This is a genomic window from Stenotrophomonas maltophilia (assembly GCF_013464915.1).
Classification (GTDB): Bacteria; Pseudomonadota; Gammaproteobacteria; order Xanthomonadales; family Xanthomonadaceae; genus Stenotrophomonas; species Stenotrophomonas maltophilia_AT.
In genome coordinates, this window is record NZ_RAVT01000002.1 from 54,850 (window position 1) to 80,496 (window position 25,647).

General features: G+C 65.8%; 23 protein-coding genes. 14 read left to right on the forward strand and 9 right to left on the reverse strand.

Features of this window, described 5'->3' with window-relative positions; genetic code table 11:
• Positions 1 to 2: 2 nt before the first annotated feature.
• From D7T59_RS00265 to D7T59_RS00275, 3 genes are read right to left on the reverse strand one after another with little or no spacing between them, the layout of a single operon-like run.
• Positions 3 to 2,402, reverse strand: coding sequence for a hybrid sensor histidine kinase/response regulator (locus D7T59_RS00265; RefSeq protein WP_180850780.1), 2,400 nt, complete (start codon positions 2,400 to 2,402; stop codon positions 3 to 5).
• On the reverse strand, positions 2,395 to 2,862 hold the full coding sequence (locus tag D7T59_RS00270) for a response regulator (RefSeq protein WP_164136642.1): 468 nt from the start codon (positions 2,860 to 2,862) through the stop codon (positions 2,395 to 2,397). Before D7T59_RS00270 ends, D7T59_RS00265 begins: the two co-directional genes overlap by 8 nt.
• A complete protein-coding gene (locus tag D7T59_RS00275) occupies positions 2,859 to 5,096 on the reverse strand; it encodes an ATP-binding protein (RefSeq protein WP_180850781.1) in 2,238 nt (745 codons plus the stop codon). Before D7T59_RS00275 ends, D7T59_RS00270 begins: the two co-directional genes overlap by 4 nt.
• Positions 5,097 to 5,347: 251 nt before the next feature.
• Between D7T59_RS00275 and D7T59_RS00280 the strand changes: the two genes are divergently transcribed.
• A complete protein-coding gene (locus tag D7T59_RS00280) occupies positions 5,348 to 5,641 on the forward strand; it encodes a hypothetical protein (RefSeq protein WP_180850782.1) in 294 nt (97 codons plus the stop codon).
• A 16-nt stretch (positions 5,642 to 5,657) separates the two neighbouring features.
• Here D7T59_RS00280 and D7T59_RS00285 read toward each other — a convergent pair whose 3' ends face one another.
• Entirely contained in the window at positions 5,658 to 6,143 is a 486-nt protein-coding gene (locus D7T59_RS00285; protein WP_180850882.1) for a TspO/MBR family protein, read from the reverse strand.
• 72 nt (positions 6,144 to 6,215) lie between these two features.
• The gene (locus D7T59_RS00290; RefSeq protein ID WP_180850883.1) at positions 6,216 to 8,405 is read right to left on the reverse strand and encodes a hypothetical protein; all 2,190 of its coding nucleotides are present in this window, start codon (positions 8,403 to 8,405) and stop codon (positions 6,216 to 6,218) included.
• Positions 8,406 to 8,617: 212 nt separating this feature from the next.
• Between D7T59_RS00290 and D7T59_RS00295 the strand changes: the two genes are divergently transcribed.
• Positions 8,618 to 9,556 carry an alpha/beta hydrolase gene (locus D7T59_RS00295; protein WP_180850783.1) on the forward strand — a complete coding sequence of 313 codons (939 nt, stop codon included), beginning with the start codon at positions 8,618 to 8,620 and terminating at the stop codon, positions 9,554 to 9,556.
• 66 nt (positions 9,557 to 9,622) lie between these two features.
• Here the strand turns inward: D7T59_RS00295 and D7T59_RS00300 are convergent, their stop codons facing one another.
• Positions 9,623 to 10,492 carry an oxidoreductase gene (locus tag D7T59_RS00300; RefSeq protein WP_180850784.1) on the reverse strand — a complete coding sequence of 290 codons (870 nt, stop codon included), beginning with the start codon at positions 10,490 to 10,492 and terminating at the stop codon, positions 9,623 to 9,625.
• A gap of 34 nt (positions 10,493 to 10,526) precedes the next feature.
• Complete coding sequence (locus D7T59_RS00305; protein ID WP_180850785.1) at positions 10,527 to 11,300, reverse strand: SDR family NAD(P)-dependent oxidoreductase; 774 nt, start codon at positions 11,298 to 11,300, stop codon at positions 10,527 to 10,529.
• Between the two features lie 122 nt (positions 11,301 to 11,422).
• Between D7T59_RS00305 and D7T59_RS00310 the strand changes: the two genes are divergently transcribed.
• Positions 11,423 to 12,388 (forward strand): AraC family transcriptional regulator, encoded by a 966-nt coding sequence (locus D7T59_RS00310; protein WP_180850786.1) that lies wholly within the window; start codon positions 11,423 to 11,425, stop codon positions 12,386 to 12,388.
• Here D7T59_RS00310 and D7T59_RS00315 read toward each other — a convergent pair.
• Complete coding sequence (locus D7T59_RS00315; protein ID WP_180850787.1) at positions 12,356 to 13,333, reverse strand: LysR family transcriptional regulator; 978 nt, start codon at positions 13,331 to 13,333, stop codon at positions 12,356 to 12,358. The two genes, D7T59_RS00310 and D7T59_RS00315, sit on opposite strands and share 33 nt — an antisense overlap.
• Positions 13,334 to 13,447: 114 nt before the next feature.
• Between D7T59_RS00315 and D7T59_RS00320 the strand changes: the two genes are divergently transcribed.
• The 7 genes from D7T59_RS00320 (at position 13,448) to D7T59_RS00350 (ending at position 20,020) form a co-directional block, all read left to right on the forward strand.
• On the forward strand, positions 13,448 to 14,362 hold the full coding sequence (locus D7T59_RS00320) for an alpha/beta hydrolase (protein WP_219629642.1): 915 nt from the start codon (positions 13,448 to 13,450) through the stop codon (positions 14,360 to 14,362).
• A gap of 45 nt (positions 14,363 to 14,407) precedes the next feature.
• A complete protein-coding gene (locus D7T59_RS00325) occupies positions 14,408 to 15,451 on the forward strand; it encodes an NAD(P)-dependent alcohol dehydrogenase (RefSeq protein ID WP_180850789.1) in 1,044 nt (347 codons plus the stop codon).
• Between the two features lie 32 nt (positions 15,452 to 15,483).
• On the forward strand, positions 15,484 to 16,587 hold the full coding sequence (locus D7T59_RS00330) for an FAD-dependent monooxygenase (protein ID WP_180850790.1): 1,104 nt from the start codon (positions 15,484 to 15,486) through the stop codon (positions 16,585 to 16,587).
• Positions 16,588 to 16,612: 25 nt separating this feature from the next.
• Complete coding sequence (locus D7T59_RS00335) at positions 16,613 to 17,038, forward strand: VOC family protein (RefSeq protein ID WP_180850791.1); 426 nt, start codon at positions 16,613 to 16,615, stop codon at positions 17,036 to 17,038.
• The gene (locus D7T59_RS00340; RefSeq protein WP_219629641.1) at positions 17,038 to 18,012 is read left to right on the forward strand and encodes an SDR family NAD(P)-dependent oxidoreductase; all 975 of its coding nucleotides are present in this window, start codon (positions 17,038 to 17,040) and stop codon (positions 18,010 to 18,012) included. The genes D7T59_RS00335 and D7T59_RS00340 overlap by 1 nt, the downstream gene beginning before the upstream one ends.
• Positions 18,012 to 19,073, forward strand: a complete 1,062-nt coding sequence (locus D7T59_RS00345) for an AAA family ATPase (RefSeq protein ID WP_180850793.1) — start codon at positions 18,012 to 18,014, stop codon at positions 19,071 to 19,073. Before D7T59_RS00340 ends, D7T59_RS00345 begins: the two co-directional genes overlap by 1 nt.
• Before the next feature lie 149 nt (positions 19,074 to 19,222).
• A complete protein-coding gene (locus tag D7T59_RS00350; RefSeq protein ID WP_180850794.1) occupies positions 19,223 to 20,020 on the forward strand; it encodes an SDR family NAD(P)-dependent oxidoreductase in 798 nt (265 codons plus the stop codon).
• An 18-nt stretch (positions 20,021 to 20,038) separates the two neighbouring features.
• Here the strand turns inward: D7T59_RS00350 and D7T59_RS00355 are convergent, their stop codons facing one another.
• Positions 20,039 to 20,968 (reverse strand): AraC family transcriptional regulator, encoded by a 930-nt coding sequence (locus D7T59_RS00355; protein ID WP_180850795.1) that lies wholly within the window; start codon positions 20,966 to 20,968, stop codon positions 20,039 to 20,041.
• On the opposite strand from D7T59_RS00355, the gene D7T59_RS00360 reads away from it, so the two are divergent.
• The 4 genes from D7T59_RS00360 to D7T59_RS00375 are packed head-to-tail and all read left to right on the forward strand — an operon-like array spanning position 20,890 to position 25,629.
• Positions 20,890 to 23,082, forward strand: a complete 2,193-nt coding sequence (locus D7T59_RS00360; protein ID WP_180850796.1) for an FUSC family protein — start codon at positions 20,890 to 20,892, stop codon at positions 23,080 to 23,082. The two genes, D7T59_RS00355 and D7T59_RS00360, sit on opposite strands and share 79 nt — an antisense overlap.
• Positions 23,079 to 23,297, forward strand: coding sequence for a DUF1656 domain-containing protein (locus tag D7T59_RS00365; protein ID WP_097049098.1), 219 nt, complete (start codon positions 23,079 to 23,081; stop codon positions 23,295 to 23,297). Before D7T59_RS00360 ends, D7T59_RS00365 begins: the two co-directional genes overlap by 4 nt.
• Positions 23,294 to 24,193 (forward strand): efflux RND transporter periplasmic adaptor subunit, encoded by a 900-nt coding sequence (locus tag D7T59_RS00370; RefSeq protein WP_180850797.1) that lies wholly within the window; start codon positions 23,294 to 23,296, stop codon positions 24,191 to 24,193. Before D7T59_RS00365 ends, D7T59_RS00370 begins: the two co-directional genes overlap by 4 nt.
• Entirely contained in the window at positions 24,190 to 25,629 is a 1,440-nt protein-coding gene (locus D7T59_RS00375) for an efflux transporter outer membrane subunit (protein WP_180850798.1), read from the forward strand. The genes D7T59_RS00370 and D7T59_RS00375 overlap by 4 nt, the downstream gene beginning before the upstream one ends.
• The last annotated feature ends 18 nt before the right edge of the window (positions 25,630 to 25,647 follow it).

The following is a 25,647-nucleotide window of genomic DNA, read 5'->3' on the forward strand; positions in this document are numbered from 1 at the left end:
CCTCAGTGCGCCGTACCTTCCAGCGCGATACGCACCGCCTGGGCCAGGTCGCTGCGGGTAAATGGCTTGGGCAGCAGCGCGGCCGCCCGGCCCTGGCTGCCGACCGCGTCGTGATCGCGTGGATAACCTGAGGTGAACAGGACGGCAACGTCGGGCCAGCGCCCGCGAACCTCGCGGACCAGTTCCCAGCCCGACATACCAGGCATCACCACGTCGGAGAACAACAGGTCGACCGTGGTGTCCGGCCGCTCCAGCAACCGCAGTGCGGACGGTCCGTCATGCGCTTCCAGTACGCGGTAGCCCAGCAGGCGCAGTGATTCAACCGTGTGCGCACGCACATCGTCGTTGTCCTCGGCCACCAGGATGGTTTCCTCGCGTGGCGAGTAACCGGCCAGGCCGGTCAGTGGCGCGCTCGGCTCGCAGGGCAGGGCGAGCGCCGAACGCGGGAACATCATGGTGATGCTGGTGCCGCCGCCTTCCACCGAATCGATCAGTACATGGCCACCGGACTGCTTGACGAAGCCATGCACCATCGACAGGCCCAGGCCGGTGCCACGGCCAACCTGCTTGGTGGTGAAGAAGGGCTCGAACACGCGCGCCAGGGTGGCTGCGTCCATGCCGTGTCCGTTGTCGCGCACGCGAAGCATCACGTACTCGCCCGGCGCCGCGTCGGGGAACAGGGCAGCGTAGTCGTGGTCGAGATGGCTGTTGTCGACCTCGATCACCAGCCGGCCACCGTGGGGCATGGCATCGCGGGCGTTGACGGCCAGGTTGAGTACCGAGGCCTCCAGCTGGCTGACGTCGATTTCCACGCTCCAGATGTCCTCGGCGGCACGGATTTCCAGCTGCACCAGTTCGCCCAGCGCACGCTGCAGCATGTCATGCATGTCCAGCAGGCGGTCATTGAGGTTGGCCGCCTGGCTGTGCAGCGGCTGGCGGCGGGCAAATGCCAGCAGGCGCTGGGTCAGGCTGGCGGCGCGGCCCACGCCTTTCAGGGCATTGTCCAGGGCGCGGCCGACCAGCGCGGCCGGTTCGCCGGCCCGCTCGCTGAGCAGCATGGCGTGTTCGACGTTGCCGGAAATCACCGTCAGGATGTTGTTGAAGTCGTGGGCGATGCCGCCGGTGAGCTGGCCCACCGCTTCGATCTTCTGTGACTGGCGCAGCGCGTGTTCGGCCTGCAGCCGGGCGGTGGTTTCCACCGCTTCGGAGACCACGGCCGTAACCGCGCCGTCTGCGTCCAGCAGGGGACGGAACGAGAAGTCGAAGCTACGCCGTCCGGTCGGCAGCTCGATATCCAGTGCATGCAGCGAGCTATGGCCGTGCACGGCATCGGTGACGGCCTGAGCAACGGTCGTGGCGACCTCGTCGGTCGTGGCGAACCACGGCGACTGCATATAAGGCTGGCCCACCACATCCTTCTTGTCGGCCAGCACAGCGGCCAGCGACGCGACGTTGGCATCAACCACGCCGCCGGAAAGATCGAGCAGTACCTGGTGCTGGAAGCTGGATTCGAAAATGGCCTGCAGGCGACGCTTGCTGGCCCTCAACTCGGCCGTGCGCGCCTGGACCTGCCGCTCCAGTTCCTGGTTGTCTTCGCGCAGCGCCAGCTCGGCCTGCTTCAGCTGGGAAACGTCGCTGCCCATGCAGATGTAGCCAACCACACCGCCGTCGGCCGCATGTTCCGGTACACAATCCATCTGCACGAATCGTGACTGGCCACTGCGATGGATCAGTTCCACCTGGAAGCTGGCGCGCTCGCCCTGAAGCACGCGCTCCAGGCTGGGCAACGCGTGCTCAAACGCAGAAATGCCACTGACTTCCCTTGCCGTGCGGCCCAGCAGTTCGGCAAGGCTGAAGCCATGCCAGTCCAGAAACGCCTTGTTGGCAAACCGGTAGCGATGGTCCTTGTCCAGCTGGGCGATCAGCGCAGGAACGGCGTCGGTCACCTGCTGCAACTGGGCCTGACTGTCATTCAGGGCGGCCTGCGCGTGGGCCAGCCGGGTGCGCTCGTGCGCCTCCTGGCGGGCACGGCGGATCGCATCGGGCAAGCGTTGCAGGCGTTGCTTCACCACGTAGTCGCGGGCACCGCGCGTGAGCGCCTGCACAGCCAATTCCTCGGTCAGCGTGCCGGAGACAAAGATGAAAGGCGTCTGTGGCACGCGCTCGCGCGCCAGGGCAAGTGCAGCGTCGCCATCGAAGCCCGGCAGGACATGATCGGCCAGGATGACATCGAAGGCGCGATTCTCGATCGCCTCGATGAAGGCATTGCGGGTCCACAGGCGCTCAGCCTCGAAGTCGAGGCCGGCCCGTTGCAGTTGTGCGGTGATCAACTCCGCATCAAGCGCACTGTCCTCCAGCATGAGGATGCGCAGGCGCTCGCTGCGGCGCGATCCATCATGCATTGTGCTGCCCCGTACCGGAGGGGCGATGCGGCGGTGGCTGGTTGGTGATGCCCCAGAACATGCCCAGGCCCTGGATGGCGTCGAAGAATTCCTTGAAATCGACCGGCTTGACCACGAACGCATTGACGCCCAGTTCGTAGCTGCGCACCAGATCCTGCTCTTCGCGCGAGGAGGTCAGCATCACCACCGGCGTACTGCTCAGGTTCGAATCTCCACGGACCTGCTCCAGCACCTCCAGGCCGTTCACCTTGGGCAACTTCAGGTCCAGCAGCACCACCACCGGACCACCATGGTTGGCGCCGGCGAACTTGCCTTCGCAGCGCAGGTAATCCAGTGCTTCGGCGCCGTCACGTACATGGATGACATCGTTCAGCAACTGGCAACGCGACAGCGCCGCCAGCGTCAGCTCTGCATCCTTGGGGCTGTCCTCTACCAGGAGGATCGGCCGCAGGTCCCTCATGGGTGATCTCCTGTGGAACGGGGTAGGGTGAAATGGATCGTGGCGCCCTTGCCGGGTTCGCCCTCGGCCCAGGTCCTGCCGCCATGGCGGCCGACGATACGGCGCACATTGGCCAGGCCGATGCCGGTGCCTTCGAATTCCTCGACGTGATGCAGGCGCTGGAACACGCCGAACAACTTGTCGACATAGCGCATGTCGAAACCGCAGCCGTTGTCGCGCACGAAGAAGTGGTCCTCCTCATCGAGGCGCTCATGGCCGATCTCGATCACCGCCTGCTCGCGCTCGCGGGTGAACTTGACCGCGTTGGCCAGCAGGTTCTGCCAGACCAGGCGCAGCATCGTCGGGTCGGCCTCCACCTCCGGCAGCGGTGCCATCGTCCACCGCACCTCGCGGCCTGCGTAGTCCAGCGCCAGGCTCCTGCGGACATCCGCGGCCAGCGCGGCCATGTCCAGCCGCACCCGGCCGAGCGTGGAACGGCCCATCTGCGAGAAGCTCAGCAGGTCGTCCACCAACGTTCCGGCGGATTTGGCCGACTCCACGATCGTATCCAGGAAGCGGCGCTCGGTATCATTGAGGCGTTCGCCGGCCGAGCTGCCCAGCAGCTCCGAGTAACCGACGATATGGCGGAATGGCGCGCGCAGGTCATGGCTGACCGAATAGGAGAATGCCTCCAGTTCCTTGTTGCTGCGCAGGAGTTGTTCGTTCAGCTCGGCCATTTCCTCGGCCTTGCGCAAGACGATGTCGACGATGGCGGTTCGCATCTCGTGCGCGGCATCGCGATCGGCGTCACCCCATGGCAGGCTGCGCTGCTGCACGGTCTCCTTCCAGGCCTCAAAGGAGCTGCGCGGCGACAGTGCCACGTCGGGTGGGGCGGTCTTGCGTGGATCGCCGCCCCAGCGCACGGTGCGCACCACTTCGGGGCGGAACCACATCAGGTAGCTGTCATGCAGCTGGGAAATGGACACAGCGAGTACGCCGCTGGCCACATCGGACAGGCGCGCGCCCGCCGCCCAGTCGGCTGCCAAGTGCTCAGTGCAGTAGGCTTCCTGCCCGGCCTGCTGTGCGGCCAACCAGTCGGCCAGGGCCAGTACGTCGCCTGCCGGCGGGCACTGGCCGACGCGCATGCAGTCGCCCTTGTGCACGATGGCGGCGCCTGCTGCGCCGGTCAGCGACAGCAGGCTGGCTTCATCGTGGCGCAGCGCAGCCATGAAATCCTCGTCGCCGGCCATGCGTGCCAGCAGCTTGACCAGCACCGAACGCCGTGCCACGCGCTCCTCGATCGCGCGTGCACGCTCCTTCAGGGCAATCTGCAGCGACAGGATCTGGCCCATGAACTCACAGGCGGTGCGCACGTGGTAGGGCAGGCGGCGCGGCTGCACCGTATGGCACGACACCAGTCCCCACAACTGGCCTTCATGCACCAGCGAGACCGACATCGACGCCCCGGTGCCCATGTTGCGCATGTACTGCAGGTGCACGGGGGAAACGCTGCGCAGTACGGCCAGGCTCAGGTCGGTCGGTGGCGCGTCGTGATGGTCCTCGGTCCGCATCAGCGGGGCAGGGGTATAGCTGTTGTCCGCGATCAACCGCACCCTGTTGCGGCGGTAGAGTTCGCGGGCCTGCGCAGGAATATCCGATTCAGGGAAGCGCAGGTCCAGGTACGAGGGCAACAGGCCATTGCCTTCCTCGGCCACCACGATGCCGTTCCAGCCGGCGTCGAATTGATAGACGAGGGTGCGATCGAAGCCGGTGAGCCGGCGCATGTGCGCGGCGGCCAGCTGGCACAGATCCTCCACCGTCGAGGCCGATTCGATGCCCGTCATGAGCTCGCGGATGGCCGGATACAGTTCTTCCAGCGAGCCGGGCTGGCCCGGAACCGGTGCCTCCAGCTCGACAAGGAGATCGGTGGCGGAGCGATGCACCAGCAGCTGATGCCGGCCGTGACCATCCAGGTGCACTGCGCCCACATGCGCACTGCTACCGATGGTGGCCTGTTGGAGCAGCGCCTGGAATGGCGCCAGCACGCCACCAAGCACCTCGCTGACATGCTGCGTCAAAGGCTCGCCGAACTGTTGAAGAACGCTCGGCTGACTGATGGCCCGCTCGCGCACCCGCAGTGACTGCGGCTCCAGCACCAGGAGCACGCCGTAGGGCTGGATCGCACCGGGCGTATGAATCGGCTCGCGCGCACAACGGGACTGGGCAGTGTCGTGCGTGGACTCGGCAGAAGGCATCAAAGGCGGGACTCATGATTCGTGGATGGCTGGAATGGCCCAGCGTTGCATCCGGCATGCATGGATGGTGAAGCAAAAGCGTGCATCTGCATACCAGCACGTGCGCGTGAAGAACGTTTCATTCGAACCTGAATTCTTCATCCGAACATTCCAACGGCACTTGCCTGTTTCGCGAAAGGTACATGTGCGCTGCACGCGCGCTCGACACCGGCCTGCCTAAGGTGAACCCACATCCCTCAGTGACCACGTCCGTGAATCTGCAGACCTTGCCTTCAACGCCATACCGCATGCTTGCCGACAGCTGCCAGTTTGAACTGCTGGATGTGGATGCGCTGCAGGATCCGGCCAGTGGACGCCTGCTGCACCTGTACTCGCTGGTTGCGCGATGCCTGTGCTGCGAAACGGTGTTCAAGGCGGAGGAGGGGCAGGGCCTGGTCAGCCACTCCGCCGCGCGGGTGGTGCGGTGTCCCACAGGCTGTGGCCAGCAGGCGTTCAAGCCGGCGTTGCTGCGTGCCTGGCAGCCGCAGCGCGTCGCACAGGCCTGAGTGTGCTGATGGCGGGTCACAGCAGCCCGGGATTGGCGCGCCATACCGCGAAGTTGAGCGCGGAAGCAAACGATATCCAGGCCAGGTAAGGCAGCAGCATCAGCGCCGCGCCGCGATGAATGCGGGCGAATGCAAGGATCGTTGCACAGACCAGGGTGATCAATACAAGAATGTCGGCGAAGGCCAGCGCACCGAGCTTCCAGCCGAAGAAAAGCCAGCTCCATAGCGCATTGACGGCCACCTGCAGCAGATAGAGCGTCAGCGCCGGCCGTGCACCTCGCCACCCGCGCTGACGCCAGACCAGCCATGCAGCAACAGCCATCATCGCGTAGAGCAGGGTCCATACCGGACCAAACACGCTCGCAGGCGGTGCCCAGGCAGGCAGGGTGAGGGTGGCGTAGAAGCTGGCGGCGGAAGTCGATGCCCATGCGCCGACTGCTGCCGCCGCAAAAGTGACCATGCCCCATCCCAGAAGACCCAGAGCCTGTGAACGCCGCCTCATTCCGTACCGCTCCATCATGCCTATACCAGTGCATACGAACGGAAGCGGCAAATGGATGCAGGCCGGGTGCGATCAGTCTGAAGTACCCACGGCGCTTCCGCTTCCGCTTGCCGGCAACAGCGAAGGGCGCTGATCGAACCATTCGCGCGCCCTGGCCAGATGCCATTGACGCTGATCGCCATCAAGCTCGATGCCGGCGCCCAGCAGTCCCCAGCGCAGATAGAGATCGCCACGCTTGCGCCGCTCCAGTAGATCCAGCCGCGCACGCACCGACAAGCGATCATTCTCGGCCTGCAGGCCATCGATCACCAGATGCCCCGGGCGCCAACGCAGCGTGGCCTGCGCATCGACCTGGCCGGAATCCAGCAGGGACAGCGTCCAGCGCGGGTAGTCGGTGCGCTTGGCGAACACCGCCAGCAGCGGGCGCGCATCACTGAGGGTCAGATCGGTGGTGGCGTCCACCTGGAACGGGGACTGCGCGTCGATGCGGCCTCGCTTGAAGGCGGCGCGGCCCTTCCACGCCGTGGTGCGCTCGCTGCCGGCCACCTGCACATTGCGCAGCTCCACGGTGGTGCCGGACAGATCGAAATGACGCTGGTTGAAGTCCCCGCGGCGAAGCGTCGCGTTCACGTCGATATCGCCGCCCATGTCCAGGCCCGCAACCTTCGCGCTGGCGTCGCGCCCCTGCAGGCGCGCGGTGCCGTGGCCGACGCGGCCGTCGGTGTCGAGCGTGGCGTCGCCGCTGAGGCTGCCGGTGCCACGCAGCAGGCGCACCTGTTGAGAGCCAAGGTAGCGGTTGTAAGCGGCCAGGTCCGGGATGGTCGCTTCGCTGAAGCGCAACCGCGCACGAACGCCCTTGCGCAGTTCCTGCAGGCGGCCATCGCCGGTGAGGTCCACGGCCAGGTCGCGACCATCGAACAGCCGCACGCCCCTGGCATCGCTGGGGCGTGCACTGAAGCGGGGCAGCCGGATCGCCAGCTGTGCCTGATTGGGCGTGCCGGCCTTCAATTCGCCATGCGCACTGGCCGTGCCGGCCAGCCGCACGCCAGCGACCTCGGCTACGGCGGCAGCCGAAGGAATGTCCACGGTGCTGCCTTCGATCAGTTCGCCATTGCGCAGGCGCAGATCGGCCTTCAGCGTGCCGCCGCCATCCAGCTGCAGCCACGGCTTGCGCACGAACAGGGCAGGGATCCAGTTGAGCGAGGTGAAGGTCCATTCGCCGCGCACGGTGCCGGAGCTGCGCTCCAGCAGCTGGGCAGGGTGCTGGAATGGAATCTCGCGCCCGGTGATGTGCAGGTCGGCATCGATGCCAGCGGCCGAATCCGGGCGTGGCGGCAGGCGCGCCTGCAGGCGCAGGTCGTTGGCCACATTGAGCTGCAAGGCCAGCACGCCGCGATTAGGCGCGCCATCGCCGAGGAAGAGCGGCACCTGCCAGAGCGCGTGGTCGCCGGGTTGCAGCTGGCCGTCGATCATGTGAACTGCCAGTTGTAGGCGTCCGGGCACTGGCGAGCTGGAGATGCGTGGTGTCTGCGCGTCCGTATCCATGCGCAGGCCCTGGCTGCGCGCATCCACCTCAAGTTGCGCATGCAGCAGCTTCAACTTGGCCAGGCCGGGCGCCTGGTCGCGATAGTGGCGCGGAAAGCTGAAGCGCGCGCTCAGATCCATGTCGCCCAGCAGCTGCACGCCGTCATAGCTGGCGTCTGCCTTGCTGAACGAGACCTCGGAATCGAACAGTTCCGATGGGCCGCCGCGCAGCTGCTTGAGGAACCCGACCGTGCCCTGGCCCTTGCCGATGATCAGCAGCTTGCCGAGCCGGGCACTGCGGATGCTGTCGCTGTGGATGGCATCGAAACGCAGGGTCCAGCCCTGGTCGCTGCGCGGGGGTGGCGGAATGGCGTCCTCGACGCGGCTGATCTCAGCGGATACCCCGGTGGCCTGCAGCCGGGGCACCCGGACTTCCCGCTTGAACAGGGGCAGCACCGCCAATCGGGCGCTGGCACGCTCGGCGTGCAGCACGTAGACAGTGTGATTCACGTGGCCGCGCATGTGCACGTTCCAGGCAATGACGTGGCCCGGCAGCAGTGTGATGGCGGGGCCGGTGGTCATCACGAACTTGTGCGGCTTGCGGTTGGTGACCTGGTCGAACAGTGGTGTGTTGAGGAAGATGTTGCCGGCCAGAAGGTAAGCAGCGTACACGACAAGCAGAATGCGCACCGAGAGGCGCGCATGGCGAGGCCATTGAGGGTAGCGAACGGAAATCAGCGGCTTCAACCTTCATCACATGGGGAGCCAGCGCACTATTGCGAAGTGTTGGGTTGCACCGCGTGAATGCGGGCGTGGAGAGGGTCTGAAGTCGGCGACCTGGAGCAATTAGGTGGTAGAGGGAATAAGTGCAATGCTTTTTTTGGGGATTATCAACCCAATAGGGGAAGTCTACGCTTTGCCTGCCGAATCCAATCCCCTGGAGAACTGAAATGAGCACGCAACAGAACGTCAGTTTCAAGAACCGCAGCTGGGAAGTCGCCGCCACCCTGCGCTTTCCGGAAGGCTTCGACCCTGCCAGCAAGTACGCCGCCATCGTCTGCGCGCACCCGATCAGCAGCTGCAAGGAGCAGACGTCGGGCGCCATCTACGGTGAGGCACTGACCGCCGCCGGTTTCATCACTCTCGCTTTTGACGCCTCCACCCAGGGCGCCAGCGGCGGTGATCCCCGCTTCATGGAAGATCCCGCTACCCGTGTGGAGGACTTCCGTTGTGCCATGGATTACCTGATGACGCTGCCGTACGTCGATGAAGACCGTGTTGGCGTGCTGGGCGTCTGCGGCGGCGGTGGCTACGCGGTGAGCGCGGCCACTACCGACCACCGCTTCAGGGCAGTCGGCACGGTGGTGGCTGCCAACTACGGCCGGCTGATGCGCGAGGGTGACATGTCGCCGGATGCTGCGTTGAAGACGTTGGAAGCGCTGGGCAAGCAGCGCACTGCCGAGGCACGGGGTGCTGAGCCGTTGATCGTGGGCTACATTCCCGGCTCCGAAGCGGAGCGCGAAGCCGCCGGAATCAACGACATCGACATCGTCGAGGCGGTGCAGTACTACCGCACGCCGCGTGGCCAGCAGCCGGGCTCGCCGAACAAGCTGCGCTTCACCAGCACCGGCGCCGCCCTGAACTGGGATGCCTTTGCGTTCACCGAGCATCTGCTGACTCAGCCGCTGCACATCGTCATCGGCGGTGTGCCCGGTGGCTTCGGTTCGTATCGTGACGGCCTGGAGCTGTACGCAAGGGCGCGTTCGGCGCAGAAGAGCATCCAGATCGTGGCCGGCGCCAGCCACTACGAGCTGTATGACCAGCCAGCAGCCACCACCCAGGCACTGCAGCAGCTGATTCCGTTCTACCGGACGCATCTTGGCGCTTGATGCAACAAGACCCGCCAGAGCAGCGTACGTCCCGCCGGCCCATTTCAGGCCGGCGGGACGTTTGCTTTACAGCTGGATCTGCACCGTAGCGGCGCCCTCGAACGCGGTATCGATGCCGCGCTCACGCCACCTGGCCAGATCGGCCTGGCGGTTGGCCAGGGTGGTCTCCCAGATCGAATAGGCATCCGCACCCAGCATCAGCCGCACCGGCGGATCATTGCTGGCTACAACGTCCAGCATGCGCTGTGCGGCCTTTGCCGGGTCACCCATCTGCTGCCCGGAGGATGATTCCAGGTAGGTTTCGAATGGCTCCACAACCGGCCGATAGGCATCGATGCGGTGTGCTGGCCGCATGTTGGCATCACCGGCGAACTCGGTGCGGAACGCGCCCGGCTCCACCAGCGTCACCCGGATGCCGAGCGGCTTTGCTTCGATCGCCAGTGCTTCGGTCCAGCCTTCGATGGCGAACTTCGCTGCACAGTAGGGGCCGGCCGCGTTCATTGCCACCAGCCCGGCAATGCTGCTGACAGTGAGGATGTGGCCAGCGCCTTGCTTCCGCATCTGCGGCAGCACGGCGCGACTCATTTCGGCAGCAGCGAAGAAGTTCAGTTCCATCTGCTCGCGCAGCTGTTCCAGGCTGAATTCCTCGCAGGCGCCCACCACACCGCGGCCAGCCACATTGGCCAGCACATCGATGCGCCCGAAGCGTTCGATGGCGTCGGCCACGGCACGGGCACGGCCATCGGCATCGTTCACGTCAAGCGCCAGCGGCAGGACGTGGTCCTCATGGCCTGCAGCGATCGCGCGAAGGCGGTCCACCCGCCGCGCGGTGAGGATGGCACGGTCACCTCGGGCAATGACCGCTTCGGAAAGGGCCTTGCCCAGGCCGGAAGACGCACCGGTGATGAACCAGACACGTGGCTGTTGTGTATTCATTGGAGAATCCTGCGGAATGTTGTGCAACACGCGATCAGATGATGGTCAACCCACCGTCGACCACCAGTTCGGCACCGATGACGTAGGACGCGTCATCGCTGGCCAGGAACAGCGCGGCCCTGGCGATTTCCTCCGAAGTGCCGACGCGGCCGATCGGAATGCCCTTGAGCAGGCTTTCCAGCAGTTGCGGATCTTCGGTGAAATGGGTCGCCATCGGCGTGTCGATCAGCCCCGGGTAGATGCCGTTGACACGGATGCCGCGGCGGGCGAAATCGACGGCGGCGGCCCTGGTCAGGTGACGGCTGCCACCTTTGGAGGCGCTGTAGCCCGGCGGTACGTCGGGGAAGACGATGATGCCGGCGGCGGACGAGATGTTGATGATCGCGCCACTGTGCTGCAGTTCCATCTGCGGCGTGACCGCCTTGATGCCATGGAACTGGCTGGTCAGGTTGACGTCGATGACGTGGCTGAAGTCCTCGGCCGTGGCGTTGTGCCAGCGGCCGTCGCGCGGCCCCGGCGTACCGGCGTTGTTGACCAGTATATCGATGCGGCCATGGCGCTCGATCGTGGTGGCGGCTACCTCGGCCCATTGTTCGGGCCGGGTCACATCCAGGAACGCCGATGTTGCGCGCTGGCCCTGGGCGGTGAGGTCCTGCACCAGTGCGTCAAGGTTCTGTTTGCGGTCGGGGGTGCCGGTGGCAACAACGATGGCGCCTTCGCTGGCGAAGACCCGCGCGATGACCGCACCCATGCCGGTGCCGCTGCCGGCGCCGGTGATGATGGCGACTTTGTCCTGCAGGCGTTTCATGGGCAATTCCTGTGTTTGATCGGGAGCGGGGCGGTGATGTGCCGCCATGGAATGCACGATAGGCCCGGGGTTCTGTACGATCCATGCCGTGGCGTTCGCCTGACTTCTTCGAGCGTACGGAAATGAGCGCTGACCCGCTGTCCGATGTGTTGTCACTGCTGCAACCAAGCAGCCAGTTCTTTGCCGGATTCGATGCCGCCGGCGACTGGGCATTCGATTTCCCGGCGCACGAAGGCATCAAGTTCACGGCGGTCATGGGGGGCGGCTGCTGGGGCCGCGTCGAGGGTGAGCCCGCACCCTTCCACTTCGAAGCCGGCGACTGCTTCCTGCTCAACAGCCGCTGCCGGTTCGTGCTCGCTTCGGATCCTGCAGTGGCCATCGCCAGCGGCGAGCCCATCATCGAAGCGGCGGCACGGCAGGGCGTTGTCACTCACAACGGGGGGGGAGAGACCTTCCTCATCAGCGGCCGATTCGCGTTTCCAGGGCGGCATGCCGCCGTGCTGTTCGATGCGCTGCCACCCCTGATCCATGTGCCACGTGCTTCGGGACAGGCAGGCGTGCTGCGCTGGGCGCTGGATCAATGGGCCAATGAGCTGCACGCGCCGCAGCCGGGCGCAGGGTTGATGTCCACCCATCTGGCCCATCTCATGCTGGTACAGGTGCTACGCCTGCACCTGGCTACCCCGGGCCGGGTGCCGAAGGGCTGGTTCCTGGCCTTGACCGACAGCCACATCAGCCTCGCCCTCGGGGCGATGCACGCGGCTCCGGCCCAGTCCTGGACGCTGGAGTCACTGGCGCGTATCGCCGGGGTTTCGCGCACGGTGTTCGCGCAGCGCTTCAAGGCACTGGTCGGGCACACGGCAATGGACTATCTGTCACGTTGGCGGATGCTGCTTGCGGCGGACCGGCTGTCCCATGGAGCCGATGCCGTGTCCAGTATTGCCTTTGCCGTGGGCTACGAATCGGAGAGTGCGTTCAGTACCGCGTTCAAGCGCATCATGGGGCAGGCGCCCGCGCAGTATCGCAGGCAGGCCGCCCCGCCCAGGCAAGCGGGATCAGGTCGTGCGCCGGCGAGGCCTGGCCGGTGAACGCTGGGTGGCGGCACGTGTGGCACTGGTTGCGCTGCGCTTCCTGCTGCCTTCCAGGTTGTCACGCAACGCTTGCAGCAACAGCTTGAACACCGGCGAAGCCAAGCGCCGGTTCGGGTAGTAGAGGTGATACCCCTCGTAAGTCTTGCGCCACTCGGACAGCGCCTCGACCAGCTCTCCTGACGCCAGCCGGTCCTGCACGTAATGCAGTGGCAGATAGGTGAGGCCGACACCCTGCAAAGCGGCATCGCGCATGGCCGAAATACTGTTGACCACCACCTGGCCTTCGGACTTCACCCGGTGGTCGCTGCCGGCGCGAGTGAATGTCCAGGCATAGATCTCGCCATGGGTGGGCAGCCGCAGGTTCACGCACTGGTGCTCCACCAGCTGCTGCGGCTGTTGGGGCGCCGGGTGGCGGGCGAAGTAGGCCGGTGATGCCACCACCACCATCGGTATCGGGAGGCTGATCGGCACGGCGATCATGTCCTTGGCAACCAGGCCACCGCGACGCACGCCGGCATCGAAGCGCCCGCTGACGATGTCGGTCAAGCCGTAGTCGGTGGTGATTTCCACGCGGATGTCGGGGTAGTCCGGTACCAGCCGGGCGATGGCGGGCATCAGTACAGCGTGCACGGCATATTCGTCTGCGGTCAGGCGCAGGGTGCCGGCGGGCTTGTCGCGCAGTTCACCGATGCGGGCCAGCCCGGCTTCCAGTTCGTTCATGGCTGGGCCGATGAGTCCGAGCAGGCGCTCGCCGGCCTCGGTCAGGGCCACGCTGCGGGTGGTGCGAGCGAACAGGCGCAGCCCCAGGCGGGTTTCCAGCCCGCGGATGATCTGGCTGAGCGAAGACTGGGTGATGCCCAGCCGGATCGCGGCGCGGGTGAAGCTTGCCTCTTCGGCAACCATCAGAAAGGCGGAGAGATCCTTGAGGTGACTGCCTGCCATTGGGTGGTCCTGCTTATAAGTCCATTACGATTTTTGCGGATTATCACCGCGCCATGCCAGCCCTATCGTAGCTGTCATTCCACACAACGTGGACAGCAACCTGTGAGGATGGCAATGAAAGCAGTGCAATTCCCCAATGGCAGCATCACCATGGCCGGCCAGCTGCATGTGCCGGAGCACGCCGCACTGTCGGCCCGTCATCCGGCCATCGTGGTCGTTCACCCGGCCGGTGGCGTGAAGGAGCAGACCGCAACGGTGCATGCGGCCAGCCTGGTCAAGCAGGGCTTCGTGGTGTTGACCTTCGATGCCTCCTGCCAGGGCAACAGCACCGGCGCACCGCGCGGCAATGAGAACCCGTATGCGCGCGTGGCCGACATCAGCGCGGCGATTGACCTGCTGGTCACGCTGCCGATCGTCGACGCCGATCGGATGGGTGTGCTCGGTATCTGTGCCGGTGGCGGCTATGCGGCACACGCCACGATGAACGATCGCCGCATCCGCGCGGTGGGCACCATCAGTGCCGTCAATTACGGCCAGATGTTCCGCCAGGGTTGGGACGGCGGCGCCGATCCCCGGAATTCAGTCGCGCTGCTTGACGCCGCAGCGCAGGCCCGCAGCCGTCAGGCCGAGGGCGGGCAGCTCCAGTACCAGGATTCGCTGCCAGCCAACCGCGAAGCGGCCACACACCCGGACTTTGCCGAAGCCTTCGACTACTACCGCACACCGCGTGGCCAGCATCCGAACGCCACTGGGCTGTTCCCGCTGCAGAACCTGGCCGAACTGGTGGGCTACGACGCCTTCAACAACGCGGAACTGTTCCTCACCCAACCGTTGCTGGCGATCGCCGGTAGCGAGGCCGGCACCCGCTGGATGAGCGAAGAGCTGCACCGGCGCGCGGCCAGCACCGACAAGCACCTGCTGATCCTGGCCGGTGGTACCCACGTGGCGCTTTACGACCAGCCCGAATTCGTGGCGCGCGCGGGCGCGGCATTGGGCGAGTTCTACCACCAGGCGCTGGTTGCGCGCTGAGCACGCCAATGCGGCGTTTCGTTGAATTACTCAAGGATTCTGCAGATGAGAACCCAGGCCTACGCTGCGCTGTCGGCAACCACGCCAATGGTGCCGCACACCATCGAACGTCGTGAACTGCGTGACGACGATGTCGCTATCGAAATCCTCTACAGCGGTGTCTGCCATTCGGATCTGCACATGGTCCGCAACGACTGGGGCAGGGCGATCTATCCGGTCGTGCCCGGCCACGAGATCATCGGTCGTGTGGTGGCCACCGGCGCGTCCGCGCATCGCTTCAAGGCAGGTGATGCAGTGGCTGTCGGCACCTTCATCGACAGCTGCGAGCACTGCGACCAGTGCCACAAGGGCGAAGAGCACATGTGCCGCGAGGTGCTGACCGAGACATACAACGGCCTGGACCGCGTCACCGGCCAGCCGACCCTTGGCGGCTATTCGCGGCACATTGTGGTGAAGGAAGCTTTCGTGCTGCGCGTGCCCGAAGGATTGGACCTGTCTCGAGCCGCACCGCTGCTGTGTGCCGGCATCACCACTTATTCGCCGCTGCGCACCTGGAACGTTGGCCCCGGCAGCCGGGTGGCCGTGGTGGGCCTGGGTGGGCTGGGCCACATGGCGGTCAAGCTGGCGATCGGGCTGGGCGCACACGTCACCGTCATCAGCCGCTCGCGCGCCAAGCAGGCCGACGCGCTGGCCCTGGGTGCAGAGGCACTCCTGCCAACCGACGACGCGCAGGCATTGGCGGCTGCAGCTTCCAGCTTCGACCTGATCGTCGATACCGTACCGACCAAGCACGACATAAACCCGTACATTCCGCTGCTGGATATCGACGGCACGCTGGTGGTCGTCGGGCAACTGGGCGATCTGCAGGAGCCGTTCACCGTTCCGATGATCATGGGCCGCCGCCGCGTAGCAGGCTCGATGATCGGCGGAATCCGCGAGACCCAGGAAATGCTGGATTTCTGCGCGCGACAACAGATCCTGCCGGACTGCGAACTGATCCGCATGGACCAGATCAACGAAGCCTTTGATCGGCTTGAGCGGGCCGACGTGCGCTATCGCTTCGTCATCGACATGTCCACGTTGGCCTGAAGGCCTGCGGTAGGGCGGACGAGGAGCACAGCATGCGCACGGCATTGATCATTGGTGGTTCGCTGGCGGGATTGTCAGCGGCCCTGGCACTGGCCAACGTCGGCGTGGCCTCCACCGTGCTCGAGCGAGCACCGGCGCGCGGGCGCGCTGGTGTGGCCATCCGCGCCGGCGGCACTGCCTTGCGGATGGCATTCACCGTACCGGCGAGCCAGCAGGTGGTGGATGCATTGGGCGGTGATGCCATCGAACAGGCCGTGCTGCCGCATGCGTGGTGGGACGTCTACAGTGCGCTCCGCCAGGCGGCCTGCGTCGAGCCCGGCATCACGCTGGTGGATGGCGAGGCGGTGGTCACCGTTGGTGAGCGGGTTGACGCGGCATGGGCCCGTAGCGCAGAGGGGCGGGAGTGGACGGCCGACCTGCTGATCGGGGCCGATGGCCATCGGAGCGTGGTTCGACGGTGCGTCGCCCCGGAGCAGCCCGAGGCCTGCTACGCAGGCTATCTGGCGTGGCTGGGGCAACTGGACGTGCCACCCCGGAACGCGCGTGCGCTGAGCGGTGTCGAGTTCCATTCGGCCGGCCACGATGTGCTGGCTATCTACCCGTTGCTGGAGGCTGCACACGCCATCCCGCGACGCGTGGGGTGGGCGTGGTTCGAAGCGCGCAGCACCCGGCTGTTGCAGACCCTCGGGGCGGTCTGCGAGGACCGGGTGCGGTTCACGCCGACGGCGGACGCAGTGCCCGCAGACGCCCGCATTGCGTTGGCCAATCGTGCGCGGGTGCAGTGGCCTGCGCCCTGGGGCAAGGCACTTTCGCGGGCGATCCGGCAGGCGGGCGCGCTGCCGATGCCCATCTCCGAGTACGTCCCCACGCATGTCGCGCGCGGGCGCCTGGCCCTGGTGGGGGACGCTGCGCATGCGCAATCGCCGATGACCGGCGCGGGATTCGCTGAGTCCATGCTCGATGCCCTGCACGTGTCACGGGCGTTACGGCTGGAACCCGACGTGGTGGACGCCCTGGCCCTCTACCAGCAACGGCGCCTGCCCCACATGCGCGAACAGGTGCTGCAGGGCCAGGTCTTCGGGCGTTCCTTCCGCGACGCCACTTCGCCGGGTGCGGCGCGCCAGCGCTGGGCCTGACTTCATTCCGAACCGAGACAGAAACATGTTCAGTCACGTAACCCTTGGCAGCAACGATCTTGTGCGGTCCCGTCGCTTCTACGACGCCGTAATGGGAGTACTCGGCGCCCGCCCGGCACTCAGCCTCAACTTCAATTCCGAGCGCATCCTCTATCAGCACGCAGGTAGCCTGCTGGTGCTGGCCACGCCGCTGAACGGCGAAGCTGCCTCGGCGGCCAATGGCGGCACCATCGGCCTGCTCATGGCCAACCCGGCACAGGTGGATGCCTTCCATGCTGCGGCGCTGGCCAACGGTGGAACCTCGTGCGAGGAACCGCCCGGTGTGCGCGAGACTCCGGCGGGCTCGCTGTATCTGGCCTACCTGCGTGACCCGGACGGCAACAAGCTGTGCGCGTTCCATACGCTGGCCCATTCTGCCTCCACGCTTGACACTGCGGGGGCGTCGTCGTGATGAGCCTTCAGCGCCCCCTGAACTCCGGCTTCGACCGGACGAGTTCCGCAGCCGATGTGGTGCGGGGTATCGATCTGCGCGGCAAGCTGGCCATCATCACCGGCGGCCACGGTGGCCTCGGCCTGGAAACCACCCGGGCCCTGGCCAGCGCCGGCGCAGACGTGCTGGTACTTGCGCGCAACCCGACGGCGGCCCGGGCCACGCTGGCCGATGTGCCCGGGGTGGAGGTGGACATGCTTGATCTGGCGGACCAGGCCAGCGTGCGTGCCTGTGCCGAGCGCTTCGTCGCCAGCGGACGCAAGGCGGATATCGTGATCTGCAATGCCGCGGTCATGGCCAACGATGAATCGCGCGTGGGCAACGGTTGGGAATCGCAGTTCGGCACCAACCACCTGGGCCATTTTGCATTGGTCAATCTGCTGTGGCCGGCCATTGCGCGAGGAGCCCGCATCGTTTCGCTGTCCTCGATGGGACATCACTATTCGCCCATGCGCTGGACGGACCCGCAGTTCGAAACGGGGTACGACAAGTGGCTGGCCTATGGGCAGTCCAAGACCGCCATCGCGCTGTTCGCGTTGCACCTGGATGTGCTCGGTCGCGCCGCTGGCGTGCGTTCCTACTCGGTCCATCCGGGCAAGATCCACACGGCGCTGCAGCGCCACATGGCACTGGAAGAAATGCAGGCATTGGGCTGGCTTGATGCAGAGGGCCGGTTGATCGACCCCAGTTTCAAGACGTCCGCTCAAGGTGCGGCGACCACGGTGTGGGCGGCCACATCGTCGCTGCTGGATGGCATTGGTGGGGTGTACTGCGAGGACTGCGACGTCGCATGGGAGGAAGACCTTCCCGTGCCGAGCGAAGGGGGTGTTCGCCCGTATGCGGTGGACGCCGCGCAGGCAGAACGCCTGTGGCGGCTGTCAGCCGAGCTGACCGGTATCAATGCTTTCGCTGGCGTGACGCCAAGCGCGGAGTGATGTCGGAGGCACGCGCCCCCTTGGCCGAACGGCTGCGCCCGGTATCGCTTGCCGGCGTTGTCGGGCAGTCCCATCTGCTGGCGGATGGACAGCCGCTGCAGCGGGCACTGGAAGCAGGCCTGCCACGTTCGATCATCCTGTGGGGGCCGCCGGGGTGTGGCAAGACCAGTATCGCGCAACTGCTACTGGGGGCATCGGGGCATCGGCACACATCGCTGCCTGCAGCGGTGATGACACCCTCCGAACTGGGCCGGGCGCTGGCCGTGGCCAGCCACCAGACCGGGCGCGGCCACCTGCTGTTCGTCGACGAGGTTCATCGTCTGGACCGTGCCACGCAGGATGTGCTGGTACGTCATCTGCAGGGCAACGACGCCCGCTTGCTCGCTGCCACCACCGAGAATCCGTCGTTCCAGCTGCGACCGTCACTGCTTCAGCGCTGCGACGTTCATGTACTGCAGCCGCTGCAGCCGATCCACATCATCGGACAACTGCGGCGTGCGCTGGTGGATGGGATGCAGGGACTGGCCCACTTCGATCTGAAGATCGACGACGACGTTCTGGGCGCCATCGCCGTTCGCGCCGATGGAGATCTGCGCAGGGCGCTGAATGCTCTGGAGATCGTGGCGGATCTGGCGCCTGCGGATGGTCGGATCCCCCATTCGTTGCTGGATGACGCGCTGCCCCGCCAGGTGCGCCGCTTCGACAAGCAGGGGGAATTGTTCTACGACCAGATATCCGCGGCGTTCAAGTCGGTGCGCAGCACGAATCCTGACGCGGCCCTGTACTGGACCTGCCGGATGCTGGATGGAGGCTGCGATCCACGGTACCTGGCCCGCAACCTGAGCAAGATGGCCATCGAGGACATCGGCCTGTCCGACCCGAGAGCACAGACCAGGGCCCTGGAGGCCTGGAAGGTGCTGGAGCGATTCGGCGACGAACTGGGCGCGGCCGCACTGGCCAACACGGCGCTGTACCTGGGGGCCACCCACAAATCCAACGCCACGGTGATGGCGTGGCTGAACGCGCGCTCGCGCAGCGGGTCACGTGCGGACGCTGGCTGAGTGATTGCGGTCAGACACGCATGGCCTGAGCGTTGCACGCGGCGCCTAATGACCTGAACACGACGCTTGCGGCCATGGCATGGAATCCAATGCCCACCGCGGCTGTTTCAACCCGCGCACGATGTGCGCCTCAACAAGGTGAATGTGAGATGCAACTTGGTATCCAGAACAAGGTCGCCGTGGTTACCGGTGCGACCCAGGGCATCGGCTATGCCATCGCCAGTACGTTGCTGGCGGAGGGCGCTACGGTGGTGGTGAATGGCCGCAGGAGCGACCAGGTGGACCAGGCTGTTGCGCGGCTGAAGGCCGAGCGCGGCGCCGCAGCACCCGTGCAGGGCGTGGTTGCGGACCTGGCCAGCGCGGCGGGTTGCAACGTGCTGCTGGCACAGGTTCCGGCGTGCGACATCCTGGTCAACAACGCCGCTGTCTTCGAAACCGCAGACTTTTTCGAGATTGCCGATGACACGTGGGACACCTACTGGGCGGTGAACATCATGGCTGGCATGCGCCTTGCGCGATCGTACCTCCCGGCCATGGCAGGCAAGGCCTGGGGCAGGGTGGTCTTCATCGGCTCGGAGTGCGGCATCAGCACGCCTCCCGACATGTTGCACTACGCAACCACCAAGACCGCGCTGCTGGGTCTCTCGCGTGGCATGGCCAAGCGCATGGCCGGTACTGGCGTGACCGTCAACGCGGTGCTGCCGGGGCCGACCCTGAGCGAAGGTGTGGAGGCGATGTTGCAGGATGAGATCCGCCGGACCGGCAAGAGCATCGAGGAGCAGGGCGCAGCGCTGGTGAAGGCCATGCGGCCTTCGTCGATCACCGAGCGCTTCCAGACTGCGCAGGAAGTGGCCAGCCTGGTTGCCTACACCTGCTCCATCCTCGCATCCGGCACCACCGGCGCCGCGCTGCGTGCGGATGGTGGCGTGGCTGACACGCCATTCTGATGCTCCTGGCTGCCGCCGTCAGTCCGCATCGATGCGGGTGCGGACCTGACGGCGATAGCGGCCCGGTGCGACGTCCATCACCCGGGTAAAGGCTGCGATGAAGGAGAACTCGGAGCTGTAGCCCACGTCTGCCGCGATGCGTGCCAGCGTCTGCTGGGTGCTGCGCAGGCGGGAAGCGGCCAACAGCATGCGCCAGTTGGTCAGGTACTCGATGGGCGAAACGCCCATCAGCTGCTTGAAGCGGCCGGCGTAGACCGTGCGTGACATGGCCGCGATGCTGGCAAGATCGTCCAGCCGCCAGGTACGGGCTGGCTCGCCGTGCATGGCGCGGATGCTGTCGGCGATACGTGGGTCGGTCATGGCCTGCATCCAGCCGGGCGGCAGGGCAGGGTGCTCGGAGGACAGGAACAGGCGGAGCATCTCCACCAGCATCAGATGGGCAAGGTGCTCGACCACCAGCGCAGCCCCCGGGCGTGGCTGTACCAGTTCTTCGGCAAGGCGGGCCAGCGCACGGCGCAACAGGATGGCCTCGCTGTCGCCATGTGACACCTGCACGATACCGGGCAAGGGGTCGAGGACGCGCACCGCATCGGTATCGGCGAAGCGGAAGCTGCCGCTGACGATCAGGTGGTCGCCGCCACCGTGCAGCGTCCTGCGGCCAGTGGCTTCGAGGTCGAGCACCGAGGCGGCATCAACAGGGGCGAGTTGAGGGTCGCTGCAAAGGACATACGAGCCGGCTTTGCTGAGCAGGAAGCAGTCACCTTCCTGCAGGTGCTGCGCCTGTTGGCCGCCATCTGCGGAGATCCAGCATTCCCCGCGCTCGACGGCACAGAACTTGATGCCCTGCCGGTTGGGAAAACGCAGTGACCATGGGCCCGCCACATCCAGCGCTGCGGTACGCGTATGGGTGGGGCGCAGCAGGGTTAGTACTTCAGACAGAGGATCCATGCACCAGAACGGCAACAGAAGGGCCGCACATAGCGTACCGCGCCAACCCCGTCTCCGGCGCGAAGCGGGCGGACGATTGCACATCAACCACGAACGGTGGCGAATGGTACAGCCCGTGTTCCGTTCCTAGAATTTCCGGCTGGACGTGCCGGTCGCCGGCCTGCGTCCCGGTCCATCTTTCCACCTCGGCGGCATGGCGCTTGCCGCCCTGCGCCTTCCGGGCCCTTCCTCGTGAACCCACTTCCAGAATTGCGGTGGCCGGCATGAATGCGGCGGCCACCCTGTTGTTCGCATTGAAGCTCTATGTGGCCTGCATGTTGGCGTTCGTCGCCTCCGTGCACCTCGGGCTGGAGCAGAATTACTGGGCCAGCGTGACCTGCGTCGCGTTGGCCAATCCAATCTCGGCCAATGTCCGCTCCAAAGCGCTGTACCGTCTACTGGGCACCCTCGGTGCCGGCGTGACTGCGCTGGCCATCGGCGGCCTGTTCGGCATTCTTTCCTTCCCAGTGGTGCTGGCCAGTGGTGTGGTTGCCACGCTGGGCTTCACCGTGGCGGCGGCCAACCGCACCCCACGGGCATATGCGCTGCAGTTGTTTGCCGTCACGTTGTGCCTGATCGCCGTGGGCAACGTGGAACACCCGGGGCGCCTGTTCGACATCGCGCTGCTGCGCGTCACCGAGATCTGCATCGGCATCGCCGCGATCACCCTGGTCGACGGCCTGGCGCCAACCGCGTTGGGCCCTTCGGTGAGAACCCGACTGCGCCGCTGGTTGCCAGAGGTCAGGCAGTGGCTGGACGACGCAGTCGCTGGCAACGTGGCCACGGACGTGGCTGCGCAGCATCGGCTCAAGGCCGTGGCCGACCTTTCGGCGCTCTCGCTGGTGGCTGAGCAGCTGCGTTTCGACAGCACGGTAAGCAATCGCCAGCACAGGCTGCTGTTTGCGCTTCAGCGGCGGCTGGCGCGTCTTGTGCCCTTGATCGGAGCGTTGGAAGCGACGACCGCGGGCAGCTCGCGCCTGCATGACCCGGCCTGGCGCGCGCGCATCGTGGCAACCCGCCAGCGCGACCTGGCGCGTGCACAGCAGGCATGGACCGATATCCAGGTGCTGGATGATGCCCTGGAGAAGGGCGACCCGCTGCCGCCGCATCTGGAGCGCAGCCTGGCCACGAGCCAGCCACTGCCGCTCGCGCCGGATCATCATCACGCACTCCGCATCGGCGGTGGCTGCGCCCTCGCGTATGCGCTGATCTGCCTGCTGTGGTGGGCCACCGGCTGGGCACAGGGGCCGAACATGCTGATCATGGGTACCGTGACGCTGGCCTTCTTCGGCATCTTCGATGGCGCCAACCTGGCCGCGATGAAGTTCGGTCGCTTCGCCGCGTTGTCGGTCGCGTTGTCGGTGGTACTGGGATACCTGCTTCTACCCATGGCCCAGAGCTTCACTGGATTCGCACTTGCGTGTGCACTGGTGATCCTGCCATTGGCGGTGTGGAGCATCGAGGAGCCGCTGGCGATCCTGCTGCTGGCGCTGACACTCAGTAATGCAGGTCTGGCCAGTCACTACCAGCCCCAGGACTTCGGCACCTTCCTGGACATGGCCGCAGGAACCCTGATCGGCATCTTCATCGGCTTCTTCTGCCTGCTGCTGGTCAAGCGCATGGGCGCCGAAGCGGCCTCGAAGCGATTGCAGGAGGACGGGCGGCAGGACCTGGCGACGCTGAGCCGGACCGCGGATCGCGACGTAGAGGACGCCTTCCTTGAGCGCGATCTCGATCGCATCGGGCAGCTTGGCGCTCGTGCCACAGGCGCGAATGCGGTGGCAGCAGCGCACCTGTTTCGGCAGCTTCGCCTGGGCCACAGCCTGGTACACCTGCAACGTGCCACCCACTATGTGGCAGGGATCGAACGCGACTTGCTGGATGCGCTGATGCGTCGACTCCACCGTGAACTGGCGGGCGCAGCGTCGCCCGGAATGCTGGGCGATCACCTCGACCGGGTGCTGCGACGCGACATCCTGCTGGGCAGCCGCGAAGGCGAAGTACTGACCGATGCTCTGGTTCACCTGCGCCTGGCCCTGGAGCCGGTGCCGGCACAGAACGGAGAGGCAGCATGATCGGAGAGCTCGACCTGGCTGGACTGTTTGTCTCGCCGTTGCTGCCGTGCCTGCTGATCGGATTTGTGCTGCGCATCGCATTGTCGCGCGTGCTGGATCGGATTGGCGCCTACCGGCTGCTTGGCAATCGCCCCCTGTTCGACCTGTCGCTGCTGGTGATGCTCGTTGGCGCGCTCATGGTTCTCTTTCCGCTTGTCTGGCGCACATCGTCATGAAGAATCTGCAACCCCTGCTGCTTGCCGTTGCCCGGCAGGCCCTTACCCTCATGTTCAGTGCCATTGCTGCGTTCGTGGCCTGGCACATCTACAGCTACTACATCAGTGCGCCACAGACCCGTGACGGCAAGATCCGCGCTGACGTGGTTGCATTGGCCACCGAGGTCTCTGGCCGCGTCTCTGAAGTACATGTGAGAGACAACCAGCAGGTGCAGCGTGGGCAGGTCCTGTTCGTGCTGGACCGTGACCGCCTCGCCAATGCCCTGGAACGGGCGGACGCCGCGGTGGCACTGGCTGCGGAGCGATCCCGCTCTGCGCGCCGTGAGGCGTCGCGCTACGGTGGATTGGTCGGCGTAGCATCCGACCAGGACATCGCTGCCCGCCGCACGCAGGCTGAAGAGGCGGCGGCCAGTCATCGCCAGGCCATCGCTGAGCGGGACCTGGCGCGCTTGAATCTTGAAAGCGCTACCGTGCGTTCGCCGGTGAACGGCACCATCAGCAATTTCTCGTTGCGCCCCGGCACCTACGCCAGCGCAGGCCAGCCGTTGGTGAGCATCGTCGACAGCGAGAGCTATCACGTCGCAGGCTACTTCGAGGAGACCAAATTGCCACGCATCCATCCAGGTGCACCGGTCCTGGTCCATGTGATGGGTGAGGCCGCCACGTTGCGTGGCCACGTTGTCGGCCTGGCACCGGGCATCGATGACCGTGAGCGTGTGACTGCAAATGGCACCCTGCTGGCGAACGTCAATCCGACGTTCACCTGGATCCGGCTGGCCCAACGCATTCCAGTGCGGGTCGAACTGGATGAAATCCCTGAAGGGATGGCGATGATCGCGGGGCGCACCGCCACGGTGACCCTGATCGAAGACGATTCGCAGGGGAGGGCCCCATGATGCGCGCCGTTCCCTGTGGGCATGTCGCCCGGCGGGTACTGCCGGTGTGCATCGTGCTGGCCATCAGCGCGTGCCGTACCGTAGGGCCTGACTACCGGCCTCCGATACCGCCGGCTGCAGGCCCTGGATTTGCATCGATCGAACCCGTACAGGGAGCGTCGGCGGCCGTCAGCAATGCTCCGTTGCCAGAACGATGGTGGCGGCTGTACGACGACCCCGCGCTCGATGCCCTTGTGCAGCGCGCCCTTGCCGCCAACACCGATCTGCGGATCGCACAGGCGCGGCTGGAGCAGGCCCGAGCACAGGCACGGGAGGTCCGTGCCGCAGCGGGTGTGGGTACTGCCGTCAGTGCCGGGGCAGGTGCCGGCCAGGCTTCCAGCCTCGGAATTGGACCCGGCGCAGGCGTGCATGCCAGTTTCGATGCTGGCATCAGCATCGACTACGATCTTGATCTGGCCGGGCGGGTAAAACGGCTCCTCGAGGCGCAGGACGCGCAGACCGAGGCCGTCGCTGCGGCGCGGGACCTGGCCACCATCGGTATTGTCAGCGACGTGGTGCGCGCGTACACCGACAGTTGCGCCGCCGGCGCGAGCCAGCAGGTGGTGGCACGTTCCATCCAGCTGCAGGCCTCGGAGCTGGCATTGATCGAGCGTGCATGGAAGGCCGGGCAGCAGCCAGCCATCAATGTGACCCGCGCCAGGGGCCTGCTTGGGCAGCTGCAGGCGCAGATACCGCCACTACAGGCCGGCCAGCAATCCGCACTGTCACGACTGGCGCTGCTGCTGGGACAGGCACCCTCGCAACTGGATGCGCAGTACCAGCACTGCACCTCGATTCCGACCATGGCAGGTGTGGTGCCAGCGGGCGAGGGCGCCGACCTGATCCGACGACGCCCGGACGTACGTGCGGCCGAGCGTCGACTGGCAGCGGCCACGGCACGGATTGGTGTGGAGACGGCGGGCCTGTATCCCAGTGTGCATCTTGGCTTGAGTGCGGGTGCCACATCGCGTCGACTGGACCATCTGTTCGACGATTCCGCACTGCGCTATTCGGTAGGCCCGCTGGTGTCATGGAGCTTTCCGAACCGCTCCGTGGCACGGGCGAGGATAGACGCTGCCGACGCGGCGTCACGGGCTGAACTGGCCGCCTTCGACGGTACGGTTCTCAAGGCGCTGTCGGAAACAGAGATTGCCGCGGCAGCCTATGCCAAGGCATTGGAAGAGAACGCCGTACTGGTGGATGTGCGCGAGGCGGCCCGACTGGCGCATGCGCAACAGCAGCAGATGCTGAAGGCAGGAACCGTATCGGCATTGGAAGCGCTGGATGTGGCGCGTAACCTTGCGGCGGCCGAGCAGGCCGTCGCCACCTCCGATGCGACGGTCGCTCGAAGCCGCATCGCCCTGTTCCTGGCACTGGGAGGAGGGTGGGAGTCGTAAGGAAGGGCCGCAATGCAA